Raw genomic sequence first — 15,563 nt, forward strand, 5'->3', positions numbered from 1 at the left:
TATGATTTTCAATTCACTTCCAATTTAAAATCTTTAAGAATGAAACTCTAAAATGAAATAGATGTAAGATATTCTTCGAAAGCTTTCTTTAAAGTCTCCACGTCATTTATTTTCATGACTTTTGCTCTAAATTGTCTTGAATTTGGTAATTTTTTTGTATACCCTGCTACAAATTTTCTAAATTCTTGGGCAGCACGCTCTTCTATTTCATTGTAAAGAAGATCTATATGATACAAAATGATCTTTTTTATTTCAGACAATGAAGGTGTTTTATCACTAAACACCCAGGGTTTTCCAATACTTGCTCTTGCTATCAATACTCCATCAGCTTTTGAAATTTCCATAGCACGTCTTGCATCAGAAAGTGAATGTATATCTCCGTTAATATAAAGTGGTATGTAACCTTTGTTTTTTATATTCCAAGTAGCTTCCCCAGAGTACATTTGTTTTGCGGTTCGACCGTGCACTGCGATCATATCGGCTCCAGCATCAACAACTGTATCGTAGATTTTTTCAAATTCATCTCTTTCAAATCCTAGTCTTACCTTAACTGAAACTTTACAACTAACGGCTGATTTTACTTGCTTAATGATATCTTTTAACCTATTTAGATCTTTTAATAGGGCACTACCAGCACCTTTTTTTACAACTTTTTTTACAGGGCACCCTGCATTTATATCAATCCATGCTCCCATATTTTCAAGCATTGAAGCAGCTTTTGCCATAACAAATGGGTCAGAACCAAAAATTTGGATTGCTACTTTGTCTTTCTCCTCAGGTTTTGGAAAATAATACTCGTTTATTTTTAAATTTCTAATTACACTTTCAGCACTTATCATTTCTGTGTATGCAAACTCTGCTCCAAATTCAAAGCAAATCTTTCTAAAGCTCCAGTTAGTTACTCCGGCCATTGGAGCAAGACCAATTTTACCTATCACCGTATACCTCCTCAACTAATTCAATAATGCTTTCTGGGACAAAACCATATATACTTTGTTTATTTTTAACCCTTTCCCTTACAATCGTTGATGAAATTTGAATGAGAGGAAGATCTAGTATATATATAGAACTTGAAAGTTCCTTTAGCACATTATTTGCTCTTTCATATAAAGTTTTGTCTTTGTATCTTGGATACACAAGCATCTTTACTTTTTTTAAAATGTCTTCATATCTATACCATTTTTCAATAGAAAAAAGAGCATCTTCTCCGACCAAAAAGAAGATGCTTTCGTAATATTTTTCGTAATATTCTATAGTGTTAATTGCATAACTTATACCACCAAGTCTATTTTCAATATCACTTATTTCAACGCCTTTTACCTTTTCAAATGCTTTCTTTGTTAATTGAAATCTTGTTTTAAAATCAACATCAACATGCTTGTGAGGTGGATTTGAACTTGTTACAATATGCATATCTGCATATTTAAACATTTCTCTTACTAATTGTGAAATTATTATATGCCCATTGTGAGGAGGATTAAATGATCCTCCAAATATTACAAGACTATTCTTTGTATTCAAAAGCTCTTTGGGCAACCCAAACTGTATCGCCATCTTTTATCCCTGCCTCTTTTAGTTTCTTTTCAAGACCATTTTTTTCTAGAAGTTCCATAAATTTTCTGTAGCCATCTTTTTGATTTAAATTCAATCTCTTAGCCCATTCCTCGACATAAGTACCAGTAACAATAAAGTCATTGCCTTCTTTTATAATCTCAATGTTGAACCTTTCAGGCAGTTCTTTCCAGAGAGGCTTTGGACGTTTAATTTGTTCGTTCACAACTTCCGATTGAGTATGGAATTTTTTACTTTCCTTAACTATTTCTGCAAGTTTGTAAACAACTTTTTCTATTCCTTCTCCTGTTATTATACTTGTAGGAAAAATTTGCTTTCCAGTTTCTTTTCTTAATTCTTCAAGTCTTTTTTCTAATTCCTCTTTGGATATAAGGTCTATTTTGTTGGCTATTATAATTTCTTCTTTTTGAGCAAGTTCGTTGCTAAAATGTTCAAGTTCATTTCTAATGTCAAAATAATCTTGAACAGGATCTCTTCCTTCCATCCCTGAAATATCTATAATATGCGCTATTACACTACATCTTTCAACATGCCTTAAAAATACATTTCCAAGTCCTGCTCCTTTACTTGCACCTTTTATAAGTCCTGGAATATCTGCAACTACAAACTGTAGTTCATTTACCGTTACAACACCAAGATTAGGTATAATGGTTGTAAATGGATAATTTGCAATTTTTGGCTTTGCGTTGCTTATTTTTGATATAAATGAACTTTTCCCAACATTTGGATAACCAACAAGTCCTACATCTGCAAGAAGTTTTAGTTCAAGAACTAACCTTCTCTCTTCCCCTTCAAAACCCCTCTCTGATATTTTTGGCGCTCTCATTGTAGAAGATTTAAAATGGACGTTTCCACGACCTCCTTTTCCTCCACGAGCTACACAGACAACCATTCCAGGCTTGTCAAGATCTGCTATTATTTCCCCTGTTTCAAAGTCTTTCACAACGGTGCCAACTGGAACATCTATTACAACGTCTTTTCCATTTCTTCCATGCATTTTCTTTCCTTTTCCATTTTCACCATTTTCAGCAATGTATTTTTTCTTTTCTGAAACACTTAAAAGAGTTGAAAGATTTGGATTAGCCTTTAAAAACACGTAGCCACCATTCCCACCATCTCCACCATCAGGGCCGCCTTTTGGTACGTACTTTTCGTGTCTAAAACTTGCAGAGCCATCTCCACCTTTTCCACCTTTTACATATATAACTATTCTGTCAATAAAATCTGCCTTTTGCATATATATCACCTCACAATTATTTTACCAAAACAAAAATTCCCCCTTCAACGGGGGAATGGAGCCAACGGCGGGACTCGAACCCGCAACCTACGCATTACGAATGCGCCGCTCTACCGGTTGAGCTACGTTGGCGCTATTACTCCTCATAGCAATTTTATCAAAAATACATTTATTGTCAATAAACTGCAATTTGCATTAAAATACATATATTTTTTAAATATTTCATATAACAATCAAAAATTTTTGTCATTTGACAAAAAATTTTGAAAAGAGTATAATAAATTTTGAAAAGAGAAAATCGAAAAATAGGTCATATTAATAGTAGTGAAGAAACTAAAGATGCCGATTTAATTATTTTAAAATTTTGAATCGTTGTTCAAAATTTTTGGAGGTGAGAGTAATGCTACCAAAATGTCCGGTTTGCGGAAAACCAATGAAAGTAACTCAACTAAAATGTGTGCATGATAATGTTACAGTTTCTGGAATGTTCACAGTTTCACCACTTGCATTTTTAGAAGAAGAGGACATGAATTTTATAATTTTGTTTTTAAGAAGTAGGGGGAATTTAAAAGAAATGGAACGTGTAACAGGAATTGGATATTTTACCCTTCGTGGAAGACTTGAAAAGCTACTCGATAAAATGGGACTTAAACCAATCGGAGATTCCGAAGTTGATGATCAAGATGATGTTTTTGAAAAATTAAAGAAAAAATTGATTTCAGTGGAAGATGCTTTAAATATTATTAAGAGAAAAGGGGGAGAGAAAAATGAATGAAGAAATTAGAAAAGTTTTAGAGGCTCTTAAAAACGGAGAAATTACAACTGAAGAGGCAGAAGCACTTATTGAGGCAATAAAACAAAGAGAAGATTATAAAGAAGAAAATTTTGAAAGTTCAGATGAAAATGGTGAAACAAAAGTTGGAGAAATAACAGTAATAGAAGAGGGAGAGGTATTTGAAGGTGATATAAGTATCGTAAATGGAGAAGCTGTTATAAAAGGAATTGTAAATGGTGATTGTTCGATTGTTATGGGAAAACTAACATTTTCTGGTGAAGTAAAAGGAGACATGAATATTGTCGGCTCAAGGGTAAGATGGAACGGGGGAATTATAAACGGAAGTTTAAATATTGTAGCAAGTAAAGAAGAAGGCACTCCTCCAAAAGTTAAGGGAGGACTTACAAGAGTAAACAATTTATTGTTAAAGGGATTGTTTAAAGTATTTTTAAAACCATTTTTGTCAGGGCTTGAAATTAAAAATGGAAATTTTAAAAAGTCTAAAAAGACTCAAAAATTTGAAACATTAATTGTAGAAGAAGGTAAAGAATTTAAAACCGACGATGATATTATAGCCGAAGAAGTAATCGTCAAAGGAAAATTAGTCTGTGGGAATTTAAAAGCAGATGAAATAAGAGCTATTGGCACAATTTCTTGTGGAAATATTGAAACGGAAGAATTAATAGTTGAGGGGACTGTAAAAACGGGGAACATAAAAGCTGAAAATATAACAGTTTATCAGGATGGATCAATTAGTTCAGGAAATGTACGCGCCGAAAATATAGAACTAAATGGAGTTATATCATCAGGAAATGTTACGTGCGAAGTTATCTGGGGGACCGGAAAATTGAATACGGGGTGGCTTAGCTGTGAGGAGAACAGACTCAACAAATAAACTTTTTACAAAAAATTTTTTGCTTTATATTGTTGGAAGATTAGTATCTTTAATAGGTTCAGGAATACAGATGATAGCAATTCCTTTGTATATTTTAGACGTTACAGGTTCAGGAGCTGCAATGGGAATATTTACTTTACTTAGCATTCTTCCAAGACTCTCGGTTGCCCCTTTTGCCGGGGTCTTGGGAGATAGGTTTAATAGAAAAAACATAATGGTTTTCACAGACTTTATCCGCGGATTTTTAATACTATTTCTTGCACTACTTTCATATACTAATAGCCTTAGTATATTAATTTTATTTATAATCCAGGCATTTGTGGCAATGTTTGATGGCTTTTTTGGAGCCGCAACTACAGCCATGATCCCTGATATAGTTTCTGAGGATAAACTAAGGTCAGCAAATTCCGTACTTGGTAGTGTTAATTCTTTTTCTATGATAATCGGACCAATTTTAGGTGGGATTATATATGGACTTTTTGGAATATTTGCTGTATTTTTAATCAACGGTACTTCATTTGTACTATCAGCGATTAGTGAAATGTTTATTGTATATAAAGTAAAGTTTTCTAAAAAGTCAAAATTAAGTGTTTCTTCATTTTTCAGTGAATTCAAAGAAGGCTTAACTTTTATTTTTAAAAATGAAGGGTTAAAATATCTATTTACATTTGCAATGATAATTAACTTTTTAATGTCTCCATTATTCCAGGTAGTTGAGCCATATGTTTTAAGACAGATAGTAAAAATGAGTGCTCAACAATATGGTTTTGTGCAAACATTTTTTACAATTGGGATGCTCGCAGGAAACGTCTTTCTAATGTCTCTTTTAAAAAATGCAAAAAATAAAACATTAATGATATCTGGAATATCTATTCAAAGTTTATCAATTTTTGCATTTACAATATTGATTTTCCCAAACGTTCTTGTTAAATTTTCCATATGGAAATTTTTCTGGCTCACATCTATTATTTACTTTATAGTTGGTGCATTTAATACTCTTGTAAATATTCCAATTTCAACAAATTTGCAACTCATGACCCCCTCTGAAATAAGGTCAAGAGTTTTTTCAACGCTTGAAATTTTTTCTCAGATTATGGTACCACTTGGTGCGGTCATATATGGATTTCTAATTGATGTTGTGGCCGCACATGTTCTTTTTTTAATAGTTAACTTTTTAGCCTTAGCTATATCTATTATTTTCTTTATTATTGCACCACAACAGGTATATGAACCAAAAGCTGGGGGGGATTTTGATGCTGCAAGTTAAAAATTTAAAAAAGACATATGTTTCAAAAGGGAAAAAAGTAGAAGCAGTTAAAGGAATAACTTTCGAGACTGAAAAAGGAGAAATTTTTGCAATCTTAGGACCAAACGGCGCTGGAAAGACTACAACTATAAAATCTATATTAAGGCTTATAATCCCAGACGAAGGTGAAATCTATATAAACGGTATAGATGTTCACAAACATCCTTCACATGCACTAAAATATGTTTCTGCAGTTTTAGAAGGAAATAGAAATATTCATTGGAAGATGACAGTTTATGAAAACCTCAAGTACTTTGGTCATATAAGAGGTTTAGGAGGAAAATACCTAAAAAGTAGGATTTCTGAAATTTTAGAATTTGTAGAGTTAACTGAAAAAAAGAACGAACTTGCCGGAAAACTTTCAAGAGGTATGCAGCAAAGGTTAGCCATTGGAATAGCTTTATTGCCCGATACTCCGCTAATACTTTTAGACGAACCAACACTCGGTTTGGACGTTGAGTCTTCATTAAAAGTAAGACAAATGCTTGAAAAACTTGCAAAAGATGGAAAGACCATACTCTTATCTACTCATGATATGCAACTTGTTGAAAAAGTGGCAAATCATGTGTTGATTATAAATAAAGGTAGGGTAGTTGTTAGTGATAAAAAAGAAAAACTTTTGGATGCATTCAAGAAAAAAAGATTTAAAATAAGTTTTTTAAGCAATAATGGCCACAAAGAGCTTGAAAAATTTGGAACAGTTGTAGAAGAAAACGGAGAAAAGATTTTAAACATTCAAATTGATAACATGGAACAATTATATGAAGTTCTTGAGCATTTTAAGAGCAAAAACATTGAGATAAAGAGACTTGAAAGTGTAATGGTTAACTTTGAAGAGGTTTTTGTAAATATAGTAAGAGGTGATGAAGATGGTTTATCTTAATGTGTTTAAAGGAACTGTTTTGAGAGTAATTTCAGAACTTAAAAGATATTATTTAAATACTATATCTTTCTTCACAATTATGACAATGCTGTTTTACTTTATGGTCTTAGGAGTAACAAAGTTTGGAAATCCTGCAAATCTAGGAGAAAGTATTCAGTCACTTGCAATAGGTTATATTGTATGGTTCACTTTTTTAGGGACCATTACAGATTTGTCGTGGACGATTATAAATGAAATGAGTATAGGATTAATTGAGCAGGCATTTATTTCACCAGTCGGCCCTTCAACAATCTACCTTTTTTACCAGTTTTCTAATTTTTTAATTATGATCCCTTTTGAGTTTTTAATACTTATAGTTGTTTTTAAGATAGCAGGTATACCTTTAGTTATACCAATGAGTTTTATAATCGCTTTAATTTTGATGATGCTCCAAGGTTATGGTATAGGTCTTATTTTAGCAGGTATAACTCTCAGATTCAAAAGGACTCAAGCATTACTGAATATCGCACAATTTGCTATTATAGGTCTTTTGCTTGGTGATTATAAAGGAATAGTAAAATATATTGTTCCAGCAAATGGTTATATGAAAATACTAAGAAATTTGATAGAAGGATCTTCACTTAGATTTAGTGATTGGATTTATATGATATCATCTTCTTTACTCTATATTTTCATAGGTATTATCTTATTTAATTACTTTGCAAACGTAGTTAGAAAAAGAGGAGAAATTTCACAATATTAATAGTTAATTGTTAAATACAATAAAGTTTTTGATTTAAAGCTTGGCAAAAAGCCAAGCTTTTTTATTACGCAGGAGACAAAATAACTAATATGTTAATATATAGTCACCCTGGCCAATGTAAAAATTATTTTTCAATCAATCTAATCAGCTTAGGATGAGCAGAGAGTGTGTCTATTAACATTGTTAACTGCTGCCCCAGTAACATATATGTAATCTGTGCCTTTAGCGTCCTTTCATTCATTCCTCTCATCTTTATCCTCTGCTTCAGCCTTTCTATATACCATTCTATTTCCCATCTTTTGCTATATATCAACCTATTTATTTCTCTTTCCATAAATTCTTTCCCTTTTCTTCCCCTAGGTCTTACATATAACTTCATCTTTTCTTTCATTTTTTCAATAAACTCCCATTGCCAGTACCCTCTATCTGCTAACAATATCGAACCTTCTATTTCTTCTAACATAATTTCTGCATGTTCTACTTCTCTATTATTTCCTATCTCAAAATCTAATAACACTTTTTTCTTTGCTTCATATAATAGATGAAGTCTCTTTTTCTTTCCTCTAATTTCACTACTGTCAATAACTAGCAGTGTACTAAAAAGTCTTTTTAGTTTCTTACTTACTTTCTTTTTTGATAATCTTTTCAATCTATAGTGTATTGTTTGTCTAGAAGGTAGATTATTTATTTTTATTCTCCCATTCAAAAGATAAGCATATAGTCTTCTCATAGATTGAATATTAGTTAAATACATAAGAGATAAAATCAAAACAAAAATATGATCAGGATACTTTCTTAGATACATTCTTTTAGATTTGTCAAAGACAAGATTAGATATTTTATTGAGTAATTTTTGTGGTAAAATAATATTGAAGTGAATATTTTTCAGGGGCTACACCTCCTTGATAAAGATTATTTTTGGTACAAAAACAATTTTAGCAGGTGTAGCCCTTTTTTTATATTCTAATTTAACCTATTTTTTACTTTGGCCAGGGGCTTAGCTCGAGATACCGAAATGTCTTTGGAAATAATTTATTAACTAAACAGCAACTTAATGTTAACTAATAAAATTATAGTTGCTGTTTCTAAAACAGAAAAGTATCTTAACATTATTGTAACCAATGTCAAAAAGCTCCTTTTTTACTAATTTCTTATTCCGATATTTGTAACGTTTATGTTAACAAATCGAAATTAGGTAATTTTTTAGGAGATGTTTTTAAGTAGGAATAATCGCAAAGGCGTATAAATTCTACATTTAACTTACAGTTTACTTCCGCTCAAAGGTTTTGTTACTTTGCTTTGTTATATTTATTTATGAGAATATTAATAGGTTTAGAATCTACCTATGAGGAATGAAAACTTTCCCACTTTTTAGTGCATCTGCTATTAGATCGATTGTGTGGGTTTAGAATCTACCTATGAGGAATGAAAACTTTTGTTCCTCCAATATCTTCAACTTCGTCTTCTTTTTGTTTAGAATCTACCTATGAGGAATGAAAACACTATAAACATATTTCTGTTTTTTTAAATGGTTTTGTATCATGTTTAGAATCTACCTATGAGGAATGAAAACCTTAACAGATTGTTTGTTCCTAAATAGATTCTTACATTTGTTTAGAATCTACCTATGAGGAATGAAAACTTCATCCTCATCAATTTCTACTTCAACACAACTAAGAAATTTTTGTTTAGAATCTACCTATGAGGAATGAAAACTTTTTTGCTGAATAGGTAGGTACCAATAATAGTAGCTACGTTTAGAATCTACCTATGAGGAATGAAAACCTGTTTTTGTGTTTAAAATTTTTTCAAGGATTTCATATGTTTTCGTTTAGAATCTACCTATGAGGAATGAAAACCCCAAATAGTATCTGTGCGTAATTCTTCCACTTTTTCCAGTTTAGAATCTACCTATGAGGAATGAAAACAGTAGAAAATAAAACGTCATTTAAAGGCAAGGGGCCCAGTTTAGAATCTACCTATGAGGAATGAAAACCTCCAGAAAATCAATTTTGCTCAGTCTCACCATCATATCCCGTTTAGAATCTACCTATGAGGAATGAAAACAAGAAGACAAGTGTTTCAACAAATAAATCTAGGAGTAGGTTTAGAATCTACCTATGAGGAATGAAAACGTCTTGTCTGTAGGCCTACTTTGCGTACAGACAAAAAAATAAAAGTTTAGAATCTACCTATGAGGAATGAAAACTAATTTTTTGAACCTTTATTTTCACCTCCTTATTATTAGTTTAGAATCTACCTATGAGGAATGAAAACTTAAATGCAGAAGTTGCTCATAGGCGTATTAAAGATATAAATATGTTTAGAATCTACCTATGAGGAATGAAAACCTTGGATCAAATGTTGCAATAAATGTTGCTGGATGAAATTGGTGTTTAGAATCTACCTATGAGGAATGAAAACATTGCAGGGCAATTTTTTGTAAATGGGCAATCATAACAAATTGTTTAGAATCTACCTATGAGGAATGAAAACAAATTGCGCTCGAAGATATGAAAATTCGACACAAACTAAAGTTTAGAATCTACCTATGAGGAATGAAAACGTATACTTCTTTGTCTGTGTTCACTACTGTGCGAAATTGTCTCCGTTTAGAATCTACCTATGAGGAATGAAAACTCAATATTTTCGTTTATTTTTGCATCTGTTAACAAAATAGCGTTTAGAATCTACCTATGAGGAATGAAAACACTGTATGACCGTTGTTTAAGGCCAAAACGGCCTAAAATTTCGTTTAGAATCTACCTATGAGGAATGAAAACATCGGTCTCCACTAAATTTCTTAAAAACTCCTCAAGTTCGTTTAGAATCTACCTATGAGGAATGAAAACGATATAACCTCAAAAAATTAAGCAACATTTTTAAATGTTTAGAATCTACCTATGGGGAATTTAAAAATTCTTTTGATAATTCTTATAATTTCATTGGAATTTAATATGGAAAAGATTTTGGATAGATCAAAAAAAGGAAGAAACAACTCTCAAAAGTTAAAACATAAAACCATGTTCTTATAATTCAACATAAAAAAACATGGCCCGTTTTGAGCCATGTTTTTTTGAATGTAATTATTTAAAACTTTATTATTCTCTCGCCTTCCTTTACCCGCCCAACTACTTTTCCAGGAAGATCATCAGTTTCTGAGACATATAATAAACCATATCCCATGTTAAACGTATTAATAGCCTCGTCAAATTCTACATATTTTAAAATCCAATCAATAAAATCCTTTTTTTCAATGTTTATTTCATAGCCTAAACCTCCAAGCAATCTTCTCAATGCCCTAGTAATTCCTCCACCTGTAACATGAGCCATTGCTTTTATTTTATCAAAATAAGGTATAATTTCCTTATAAATTCTTGTTCCTTTTAGTATATCAAAAGGCAAATCTCTTATATTTATCTTTTCTTCACTAATTATCTTTCTAATAAGACTCCAACCATTTGAATGAAAACCAGATGAATCTAAAGCCATAATGTAATCACCAGGCTTTACATGAGAATGCTCAAATTTCTTTATAAGCGTGCCAATTGCAAATCCCGCAACATCAAAATGATTTTCTTGATACATATCTGGCATCTCAGCTGTTTCGCCTGCAACCAAATACATATCACAATTTTTTAGCTCTTTAATAAGTGCATCAATAAATTTCTTTTCAATTTCACCAATCTTGTGTGTACCTATATAATCTAGGAATGCTATTGGTTTTGCCCCAACACATATCAAATCATTATAATTCATAGCTATTAAATCTTTTGCTGCCTCTTCAAATGTTCCATTCTCAATGTGAAGTAAAATCTTAGTTCCTATACCATCAGCAGTAACTGCAATTGGTGGTGTAGTAAAAAGCAAAACAGTTGCGTATCCAGTAGGTTCTTTTAAAATCCACTCTGGAATATCTACATTTTCTTTTATAACTTTTGCAAATTCATCTCCTTTTTTTACATCTACCCCCGCCTGTTTATATGTATACTTCATGCATAAATCACCCCAATATCTTTTCTAAATATTTTCCCCTCAAAATCTATCCTTTCTGCAACTTCATATGCTCTCTTTTTTGCTTCTTCCTTATTTTCAGAAAAGGCTACGCAATGCAAAACTCTTCCACCATTTGTATAATATTTATCGTTTTCCTTTTTTACTCCCGCGCCAAATATTACAAAATCTTCACCTTGAAGTGGGAAGAGATTTTTTATCTCTTTTTCCTTTTCATATTTTCCCGGATAACCTTTGCTTGCAAGTACAACATCAAGAGCAAAGTATTTGGGGTTAAATTCAGGAATATTTTCTTTGTTATAAGCCTTTAGAACACATTCAACAAAATTTTCTGGGTTGGTCGCTACAATAACTTCAGTTTCAGGATCACCCAACCTTACGTTATATTCCAGGATATATGGAGTTTTTTCGTATATCATTAATCCAAGGTATAAAAATCCTCTATAAAAAATACCTTCTTTTTTTAACCCATAAAGTGTTTTTGCAAACAATTCCTCTATCTTTCTTTTTAATTCGTCATCAATTTTAATGGGTCCAAAACTTCCCATTCCACCAGTGTTAGGACCAGTGTTTCCAGTATTAATTTTCTTATAATCTTGTATAAACGGAAACAGTGAAAAATCATCACCATTAACAACAGCCATAGCTGAAAGCTCTCTCCCTGGTAAAAATTCATCAATAACTATTGGACCAGAAACTCCATCAATCAGCTCTCCGCTGATTAGCTTACTTCCAAGCTCAAGTGCTTCATCTTTATTTTCAACAATTAATACACCTTTTCCTTTTGCAAGACCATCTGCTTTTAAAACATATGGTGGATAAAACTTTTCTATTTTTTCTAAAAGTTCCTCCCTATTAGATGCTATTTCAAACCTTGGAGTAGTCAAATTGTAAATGCTCATAAATTGTTTTGCATAGATTTTTGAGCTTTCAAGCTTTGAAGCTTTTCTGTCAGGTCCAAAAACATTAGCATACTTTTCAGCAATTCCATTTGCAAGGTATTCTTCTGATCCAGGAATTATTAATCCATCAAAATCTTTAAGACTTTCAAAATCTATATTATTTCCAGTTAATCCATTACCTGGCGTATAAAAAACTTCAAAGCCAGCTTTTTCAAAAGCATATCCCATAGCATGTTCTCTTCCACCTGAGCCTACTATACAAACCTTCATATTATCACCTCAATGTCTAAACACTCTTCCTTCTGCCTTGTAAAATGACAATCCCATTTTTTCAGCTGCATTAATTACTTCCTCATCTCTAATTGAACCCATTGGTGAAACAACAGCTTTTACTCCAGCCTTTGCAAGAATTTCAAGCCCATCTGGAAAAGGAAAGAAAGCATCAGAGGCAGCATATGCATTTTTTGCTTTTTCACCCGCTAGCTCTGTTGCTATCCATGCAGCTCTTTTTCTGGAAGGTTGACCGGTTCCTATACCTACGGTAGTCATATCTTTTGAAATTAAAATCGCATTTGATTTTACACCTTCAACTACAATAAAAGCAAATAATAATTCGTTTAATTCTTCAACATCCAATTGTGGACCTGCAACGTGGGTGAATTTTAAATCTGGAAGTTTTCTCTCACCAACTAAAAATGCTCCAAATGCAGGTTTTCCTACCTTAGGTTCATAATTATTTATCTTTAAAATTCTAACCTTTTTCTTTGAAAGAGCTTCAATTGCTTTTTGAGTAAAACTTTCTGCAACTACAACTTCAAGATATTTTTTCTTAATTGCCATTGCGCATTCTTCATCAAATTCAAAGTTAACGGCTAATATTCCTCCAAAACTTGATTCTTCATCTGCTGCTATTGCAGAAAGAATCGATTCAACCTTATCATTCTTTATAGATGCTCCGCATGGAGTTTGGTGTTTTACTACTACACTCGCGTAACCTTTTAGTTTTTTTAGATTATTTGCAATTACATAGGCTGCTTCGGCATCTAATATGTTGTTGTACGAAAGTTGTTTACCCTCATGTAAAATCTCAAACTCAGGTTTTCCAAAAATTTCTGCTTTTTCATGTGAGTTTTCCCCATATCTTAAATCCAAATCAAATTTTTCCAGATACACCCCCACTCACTCCTTTCAAGAATTAATCATTCAAAATTTTATCAATAATGATAGGATAATATTTATGCTCTATTTTATGTATTTCTTCTTCAACCTTTTCCAAAGGCATTCCATCTATATTAATTGCATGCTGAAAAATTATTGGACCTGTATCAACTCCTTCATCTACATAATGTATTGTAATTCCAGTAACTTTAACTCCATATTCATATGCCTGCTTTATTGCTTCTTTTCCCTTAAAAGCAGGCAAAAGTGATGGATGTATGTTAACTATCTTCCATTTATTTACTATATCTGGAGGCAAAATTTTCATAAATCCTGCAAGAACAACCAAATCCGGACTTAATTCTTCTAAAAGCGCAAATAATTCTCCCTTCCAATCCTTTGAAAGTTTTTTATAGGGAACCCCCAATTTTTTTGCTCTCTCAATTGCAAAACATTCTTTGTTTACTATTAACATCAAAATCTCTGCTCTTAATTTTCCCTCTCTTTGTGCCTTTACAATTGTTTCAAAATTTGAACCATTTCCTGATGCAAGCACAACTATACGGGGTAATTTAGATTGAGACATCCCAGGCATAAATTATCTCCCCCAATTGCTTTTTTCAACCCTTCAACAGATAAATAATGAAGTTCGTCAGCATTAATTTCACTTAAAATTTCATCTATACTCTTTTGATTTGCTATAAGTTCATTTTTTCTTGAAGTATCAATACCATAAGGACATGGTCCAACAACAGGTGGTGAATGTATACCAACTTTCACTTTTCTTGCACCATTTTCTTTTAACATCTTAACTATCTGCTTCATCGTTGTTCCACGAACAATAGAATCATCAATTATTACTACTTCTTTATCCTTTATGACTTCTGGTATTGGAACAAGCTTTCTTTTTATTATTTCCTCACGATTTTCAGGCATAATAAAGCTTCTTCCAAGATACCTATTTCTCATAAGACCAAGCTCTATCGGTATTTTTGATGCTGCCGAAAAACCCAGTGCTCCCGAAAATCCTGAATCTAAAATTGGAATAACTATATCTCCCCTCATATTACTTTCTTCAAACAAAATTTCTCCCATTCTATATCTTGCCCTGTGTACATTTCCATACAAAAAGTTACTATCTGGCCTTGAAAAATAGATATATTCAAAAGAGCAAAATTTAACGTTAGTATTTGCATACTTTACCTTTTCAATTCCACTATCAGAAAAAATTACTATTTCTCCAGGCAATACCTCAACAATTTTACTTGCACCTATTGAATAAAGAACTGAGTCTTCTGATGCTATAACATAACCGTTTTTGTACTTTCCATAAAAAAGAGGTCTAAATCCAAACCTATCTCTTGCTGCTATTAACTTGTCTTTCCCAAGTATAACAACAGAGTAAGCCGAAGGAATTCTTGAAAATGCCCATTGAATTGAAAGTATCGGATCAGAATAAGGGGCAAGAGAAATATAATGGAGGAAAATTTCAGTATCAAGAGTTGAACTAAAGACAGAACCTTTCTCCACAAGTGAGTTAATTCTAGATTCTGCATCTGGAATGTTTCCATTGTGTGCTATTGCAAATTTTCCTTTTGATGTAATACCTATAAGTGGTTGAATCTCTGTGTTGGAACCGTATGTAGAATACCTAACATGACCTATACCACTATTTCCTATCAAAAAGTTTGACTCACTCAAAATTTGAGAAACTAGTCCCTTGCTTTTTATCATTTTAAAATCTTCAAGAACTATTCCAACACTTTCTTGTCCTCTGTGTTGTAATCCAAGCAACAAATCATGTAAAACGTTATAAGATTTTTCAACGTTCCAAACACCAGCTATTCCGCACATAACACCCCTCCACATTTAAAATGAAAATGAGGAGCAGAATGCTCCTCATTTTTGCACAATCAAAGCTCCCTTACCGGGAATATATAATAAAGAAATGATAATGATTTTATTCTTAAAAGTTTTTTGTCTTTCATGTATCCCCCTCCTACATCTTGATTTTAAATCTAAAATAAAATTTTGTAAAGAGTAAAAACTTTAAATTTGTGTTGCTTAAAAATATTAAAA

The 15,563-nt window shown here is 32.1% G+C and carries 14 protein-coding genes, 1 tRNA gene and 1 CRISPR repeat array; of the genes, 5 read left to right on the forward strand and 10 right to left on the reverse strand.

All coding sequences use genetic code 11. From position 1 onward, the window contains the following. Window positions 1-47: 47 nt before the first annotated feature. From EO083_RS03955 to EO083_RS03970, 4 genes are all read right to left on the reverse strand, one after another. Window positions 48-938 carry a tRNA dihydrouridine synthase gene (locus EO083_RS03955; protein ID WP_126992892.1) on the reverse strand — a complete coding sequence of 297 codons (891 nt, stop codon included), beginning with the start codon at window positions 936-938 and terminating at the stop codon, window positions 48-50. After that, window positions 928-1,554 (reverse strand): nicotinate (nicotinamide) nucleotide adenylyltransferase, encoded by a 627-nt coding sequence (gene nadD / locus EO083_RS03960; RefSeq protein WP_126992893.1) that lies wholly within the window; start codon window positions 1,552-1,554, stop codon window positions 928-930. The genes EO083_RS03955 and nadD overlap by 11 nt, the downstream gene beginning before the upstream one ends. Beyond that, window positions 1,505-2,809: a GTPase ObgE gene (gene obgE / locus EO083_RS03965; RefSeq protein WP_126992894.1), complete on the reverse strand. Its 1,305-nt coding sequence runs from the start codon at window positions 2,807-2,809 to the stop codon at window positions 1,505-1,507. The genes nadD and obgE overlap by 50 nt, the downstream gene beginning before the upstream one ends. A 56-nt stretch (window positions 2,810-2,865) precedes the next feature. Beyond that, window positions 2,866-2,941 (reverse strand) — tRNA-Thr (locus EO083_RS03970). 268 nt (window positions 2,942-3,209) lie between these two features. Here EO083_RS03970 and EO083_RS03975 point away from each other — a divergent pair. Genes EO083_RS03975 through EO083_RS03995 form a run of 5 tightly spaced genes read left to right on the forward strand, consistent with a single transcriptional unit; the run spans window position 3,210 to window position 7,410 of the window. Next, window positions 3,210-3,584 carry a DUF2089 domain-containing protein gene (locus EO083_RS03975; RefSeq protein WP_012579780.1) on the forward strand — a complete coding sequence of 125 codons (375 nt, stop codon included), beginning with the start codon at window positions 3,210-3,212 and terminating at the stop codon, window positions 3,582-3,584. Beyond that, window positions 3,577-4,479, forward strand: a complete 903-nt coding sequence (locus EO083_RS03980; protein WP_126992895.1) for an SHOCT-like domain-containing protein — start codon at window positions 3,577-3,579, stop codon at window positions 4,477-4,479. Before EO083_RS03975 ends, EO083_RS03980 begins: the two co-directional genes overlap by 8 nt. Next, entirely contained in the window at window positions 4,454-5,746 is a 1,293-nt protein-coding gene (locus EO083_RS03985) for an MFS transporter (protein WP_126992896.1), read from the forward strand. Before EO083_RS03980 ends, EO083_RS03985 begins: the two co-directional genes overlap by 26 nt. Then, window positions 5,733-6,668 (forward strand): ABC transporter ATP-binding protein, encoded by a 936-nt coding sequence (locus tag EO083_RS03990; protein ID WP_126992897.1) that lies wholly within the window; start codon window positions 5,733-5,735, stop codon window positions 6,666-6,668. The genes EO083_RS03985 and EO083_RS03990 overlap by 14 nt, the downstream gene beginning before the upstream one ends. Beyond that, the gene (locus EO083_RS03995) at window positions 6,655-7,410 is read left to right on the forward strand and encodes an ABC transporter permease (protein WP_126992898.1); all 756 of its coding nucleotides are present in this window, start codon (window positions 6,655-6,657) and stop codon (window positions 7,408-7,410) included. The genes EO083_RS03990 and EO083_RS03995 overlap by 14 nt, the downstream gene beginning before the upstream one ends. Before the next feature lie 124 nt (window positions 7,411-7,534). Here EO083_RS03995 and EO083_RS04000 read toward each other — a convergent pair whose 3' ends face one another. The 6 genes from EO083_RS04000 to purF all read right to left on the reverse strand — a co-directional run bounded on the left by EO083_RS04000 (window position 7,535) and on the right by purF (window position 15,338). Then, window positions 7,535-8,215 (reverse strand): transposase, encoded by a 681-nt coding sequence (locus EO083_RS04000; RefSeq protein WP_241229962.1) that lies wholly within the window; start codon window positions 8,213-8,215, stop codon window positions 7,535-7,537. Window positions 8,216-8,740: 525 nt separating this feature from the next. Beyond that, window positions 8,741-10,328: direct repeats of the CRISPR family, unit length 30 nt; unit sequence GTTTAGAATCTACCTATGAGGAATGAAAAC. Between the two features lie 172 nt (window positions 10,329-10,500). Then, the gene (locus EO083_RS04005; protein WP_126992899.1) at window positions 10,501-11,406 is read right to left on the reverse strand and encodes a phosphoribosylformylglycinamidine cyclo-ligase; all 906 of its coding nucleotides are present in this window, start codon (window positions 11,404-11,406) and stop codon (window positions 10,501-10,503) included. Further along, a complete protein-coding gene (purD, locus tag EO083_RS04010; protein WP_126992900.1) occupies window positions 11,403-12,596 on the reverse strand; it encodes a phosphoribosylamine--glycine ligase in 1,194 nt (397 codons plus the stop codon). The genes EO083_RS04005 and purD overlap by 4 nt, the downstream gene beginning before the upstream one ends. Before the next feature lie 9 nt (window positions 12,597-12,605). Beyond that, the gene (locus EO083_RS04015; RefSeq protein ID WP_126992901.1) at window positions 12,606-13,499 is read right to left on the reverse strand and encodes a phosphoribosylaminoimidazolecarboxamide formyltransferase; all 894 of its coding nucleotides are present in this window, start codon (window positions 13,497-13,499) and stop codon (window positions 12,606-12,608) included. A gap of 22 nt (window positions 13,500-13,521) precedes the next feature. Next, window positions 13,522-14,079 (reverse strand): phosphoribosylglycinamide formyltransferase, encoded by a 558-nt coding sequence (gene purN / locus EO083_RS04020; protein ID WP_126992902.1) that lies wholly within the window; start codon window positions 14,077-14,079, stop codon window positions 13,522-13,524. Further along, window positions 14,043-15,338 carry an amidophosphoribosyltransferase gene (purF, locus tag EO083_RS04025; protein ID WP_126992903.1) on the reverse strand — a complete coding sequence of 432 codons (1,296 nt, stop codon included), beginning with the start codon at window positions 15,336-15,338 and terminating at the stop codon, window positions 14,043-14,045. The genes purN and purF overlap by 37 nt, the downstream gene beginning before the upstream one ends. Between the last annotated feature and the right edge of the window lie 225 nt (window positions 15,339-15,563).

Source organism: Thermosipho globiformans, from assembly GCF_003990895.1.
Classification (GTDB): Bacteria; Thermotogota; Thermotogae; order Thermotogales; family Fervidobacteriaceae; genus Thermosipho; species Thermosipho japonicus.

Bases quoted from the DNA above. Each gene is read 5' to 3' on its own strand.
- nadD (WP_126992893.1), bottom strand. From the start codon at position 1,554: ATGGCGATACAGTTTGGGTTGCCCAAAGAGCTTTTGAATACAAAGAAT.
- obgE (WP_126992894.1), bottom strand. From the start codon at position 2,809: ATGCAAAAGGCAGATTTTATTGACAGAATAGTTATATATGTAAAAGGT.
- EO083_RS03975 (WP_012579780.1), top strand. From the start codon at position 3,210: ATGCTACCAAAATGTCCGGTTTGCGGAAAACCAATGAAAGTAACTCAA.
- EO083_RS03980 (WP_126992895.1), top strand. From the start codon at position 3,577: ATGAATGAAGAAATTAGAAAAGTTTTAGAGGCTCTTAAAAACGGAGAA.
- EO083_RS03990 (WP_126992897.1), top strand. From the start codon at position 5,733: ATGCTGCAAGTTAAAAATTTAAAAAAGACATATGTTTCAAAAGGGAAA.
- EO083_RS03995 (WP_126992898.1), top strand. From the start codon at position 6,655: ATGGTTTATCTTAATGTGTTTAAAGGAACTGTTTTGAGAGTAATTTCA.
- EO083_RS04000 (WP_241229962.1), bottom strand. From the start codon at position 8,215: ATGTATCTAAGAAAGTATCCTGATCATATTTTTGTTTTGATTTTATCT.
- EO083_RS04005 (WP_126992899.1), bottom strand. From the start codon at position 11,406: ATGAAGTATACATATAAACAGGCGGGGGTAGATGTAAAAAAAGGAGAT.
- purD (WP_126992900.1), bottom strand. From the start codon at position 12,596: ATGAAGGTTTGTATAGTAGGCTCAGGTGGAAGAGAACATGCTATGGGA.
- purN (WP_126992902.1), bottom strand. From the start codon at position 14,079: ATGCCTGGGATGTCTCAATCTAAATTACCCCGTATAGTTGTGCTTGCA.
- purF (WP_126992903.1), bottom strand. From the start codon at position 15,338: ATGTGCGGAATAGCTGGTGTTTGGAACGTTGAAAAATCTTATAACGTT.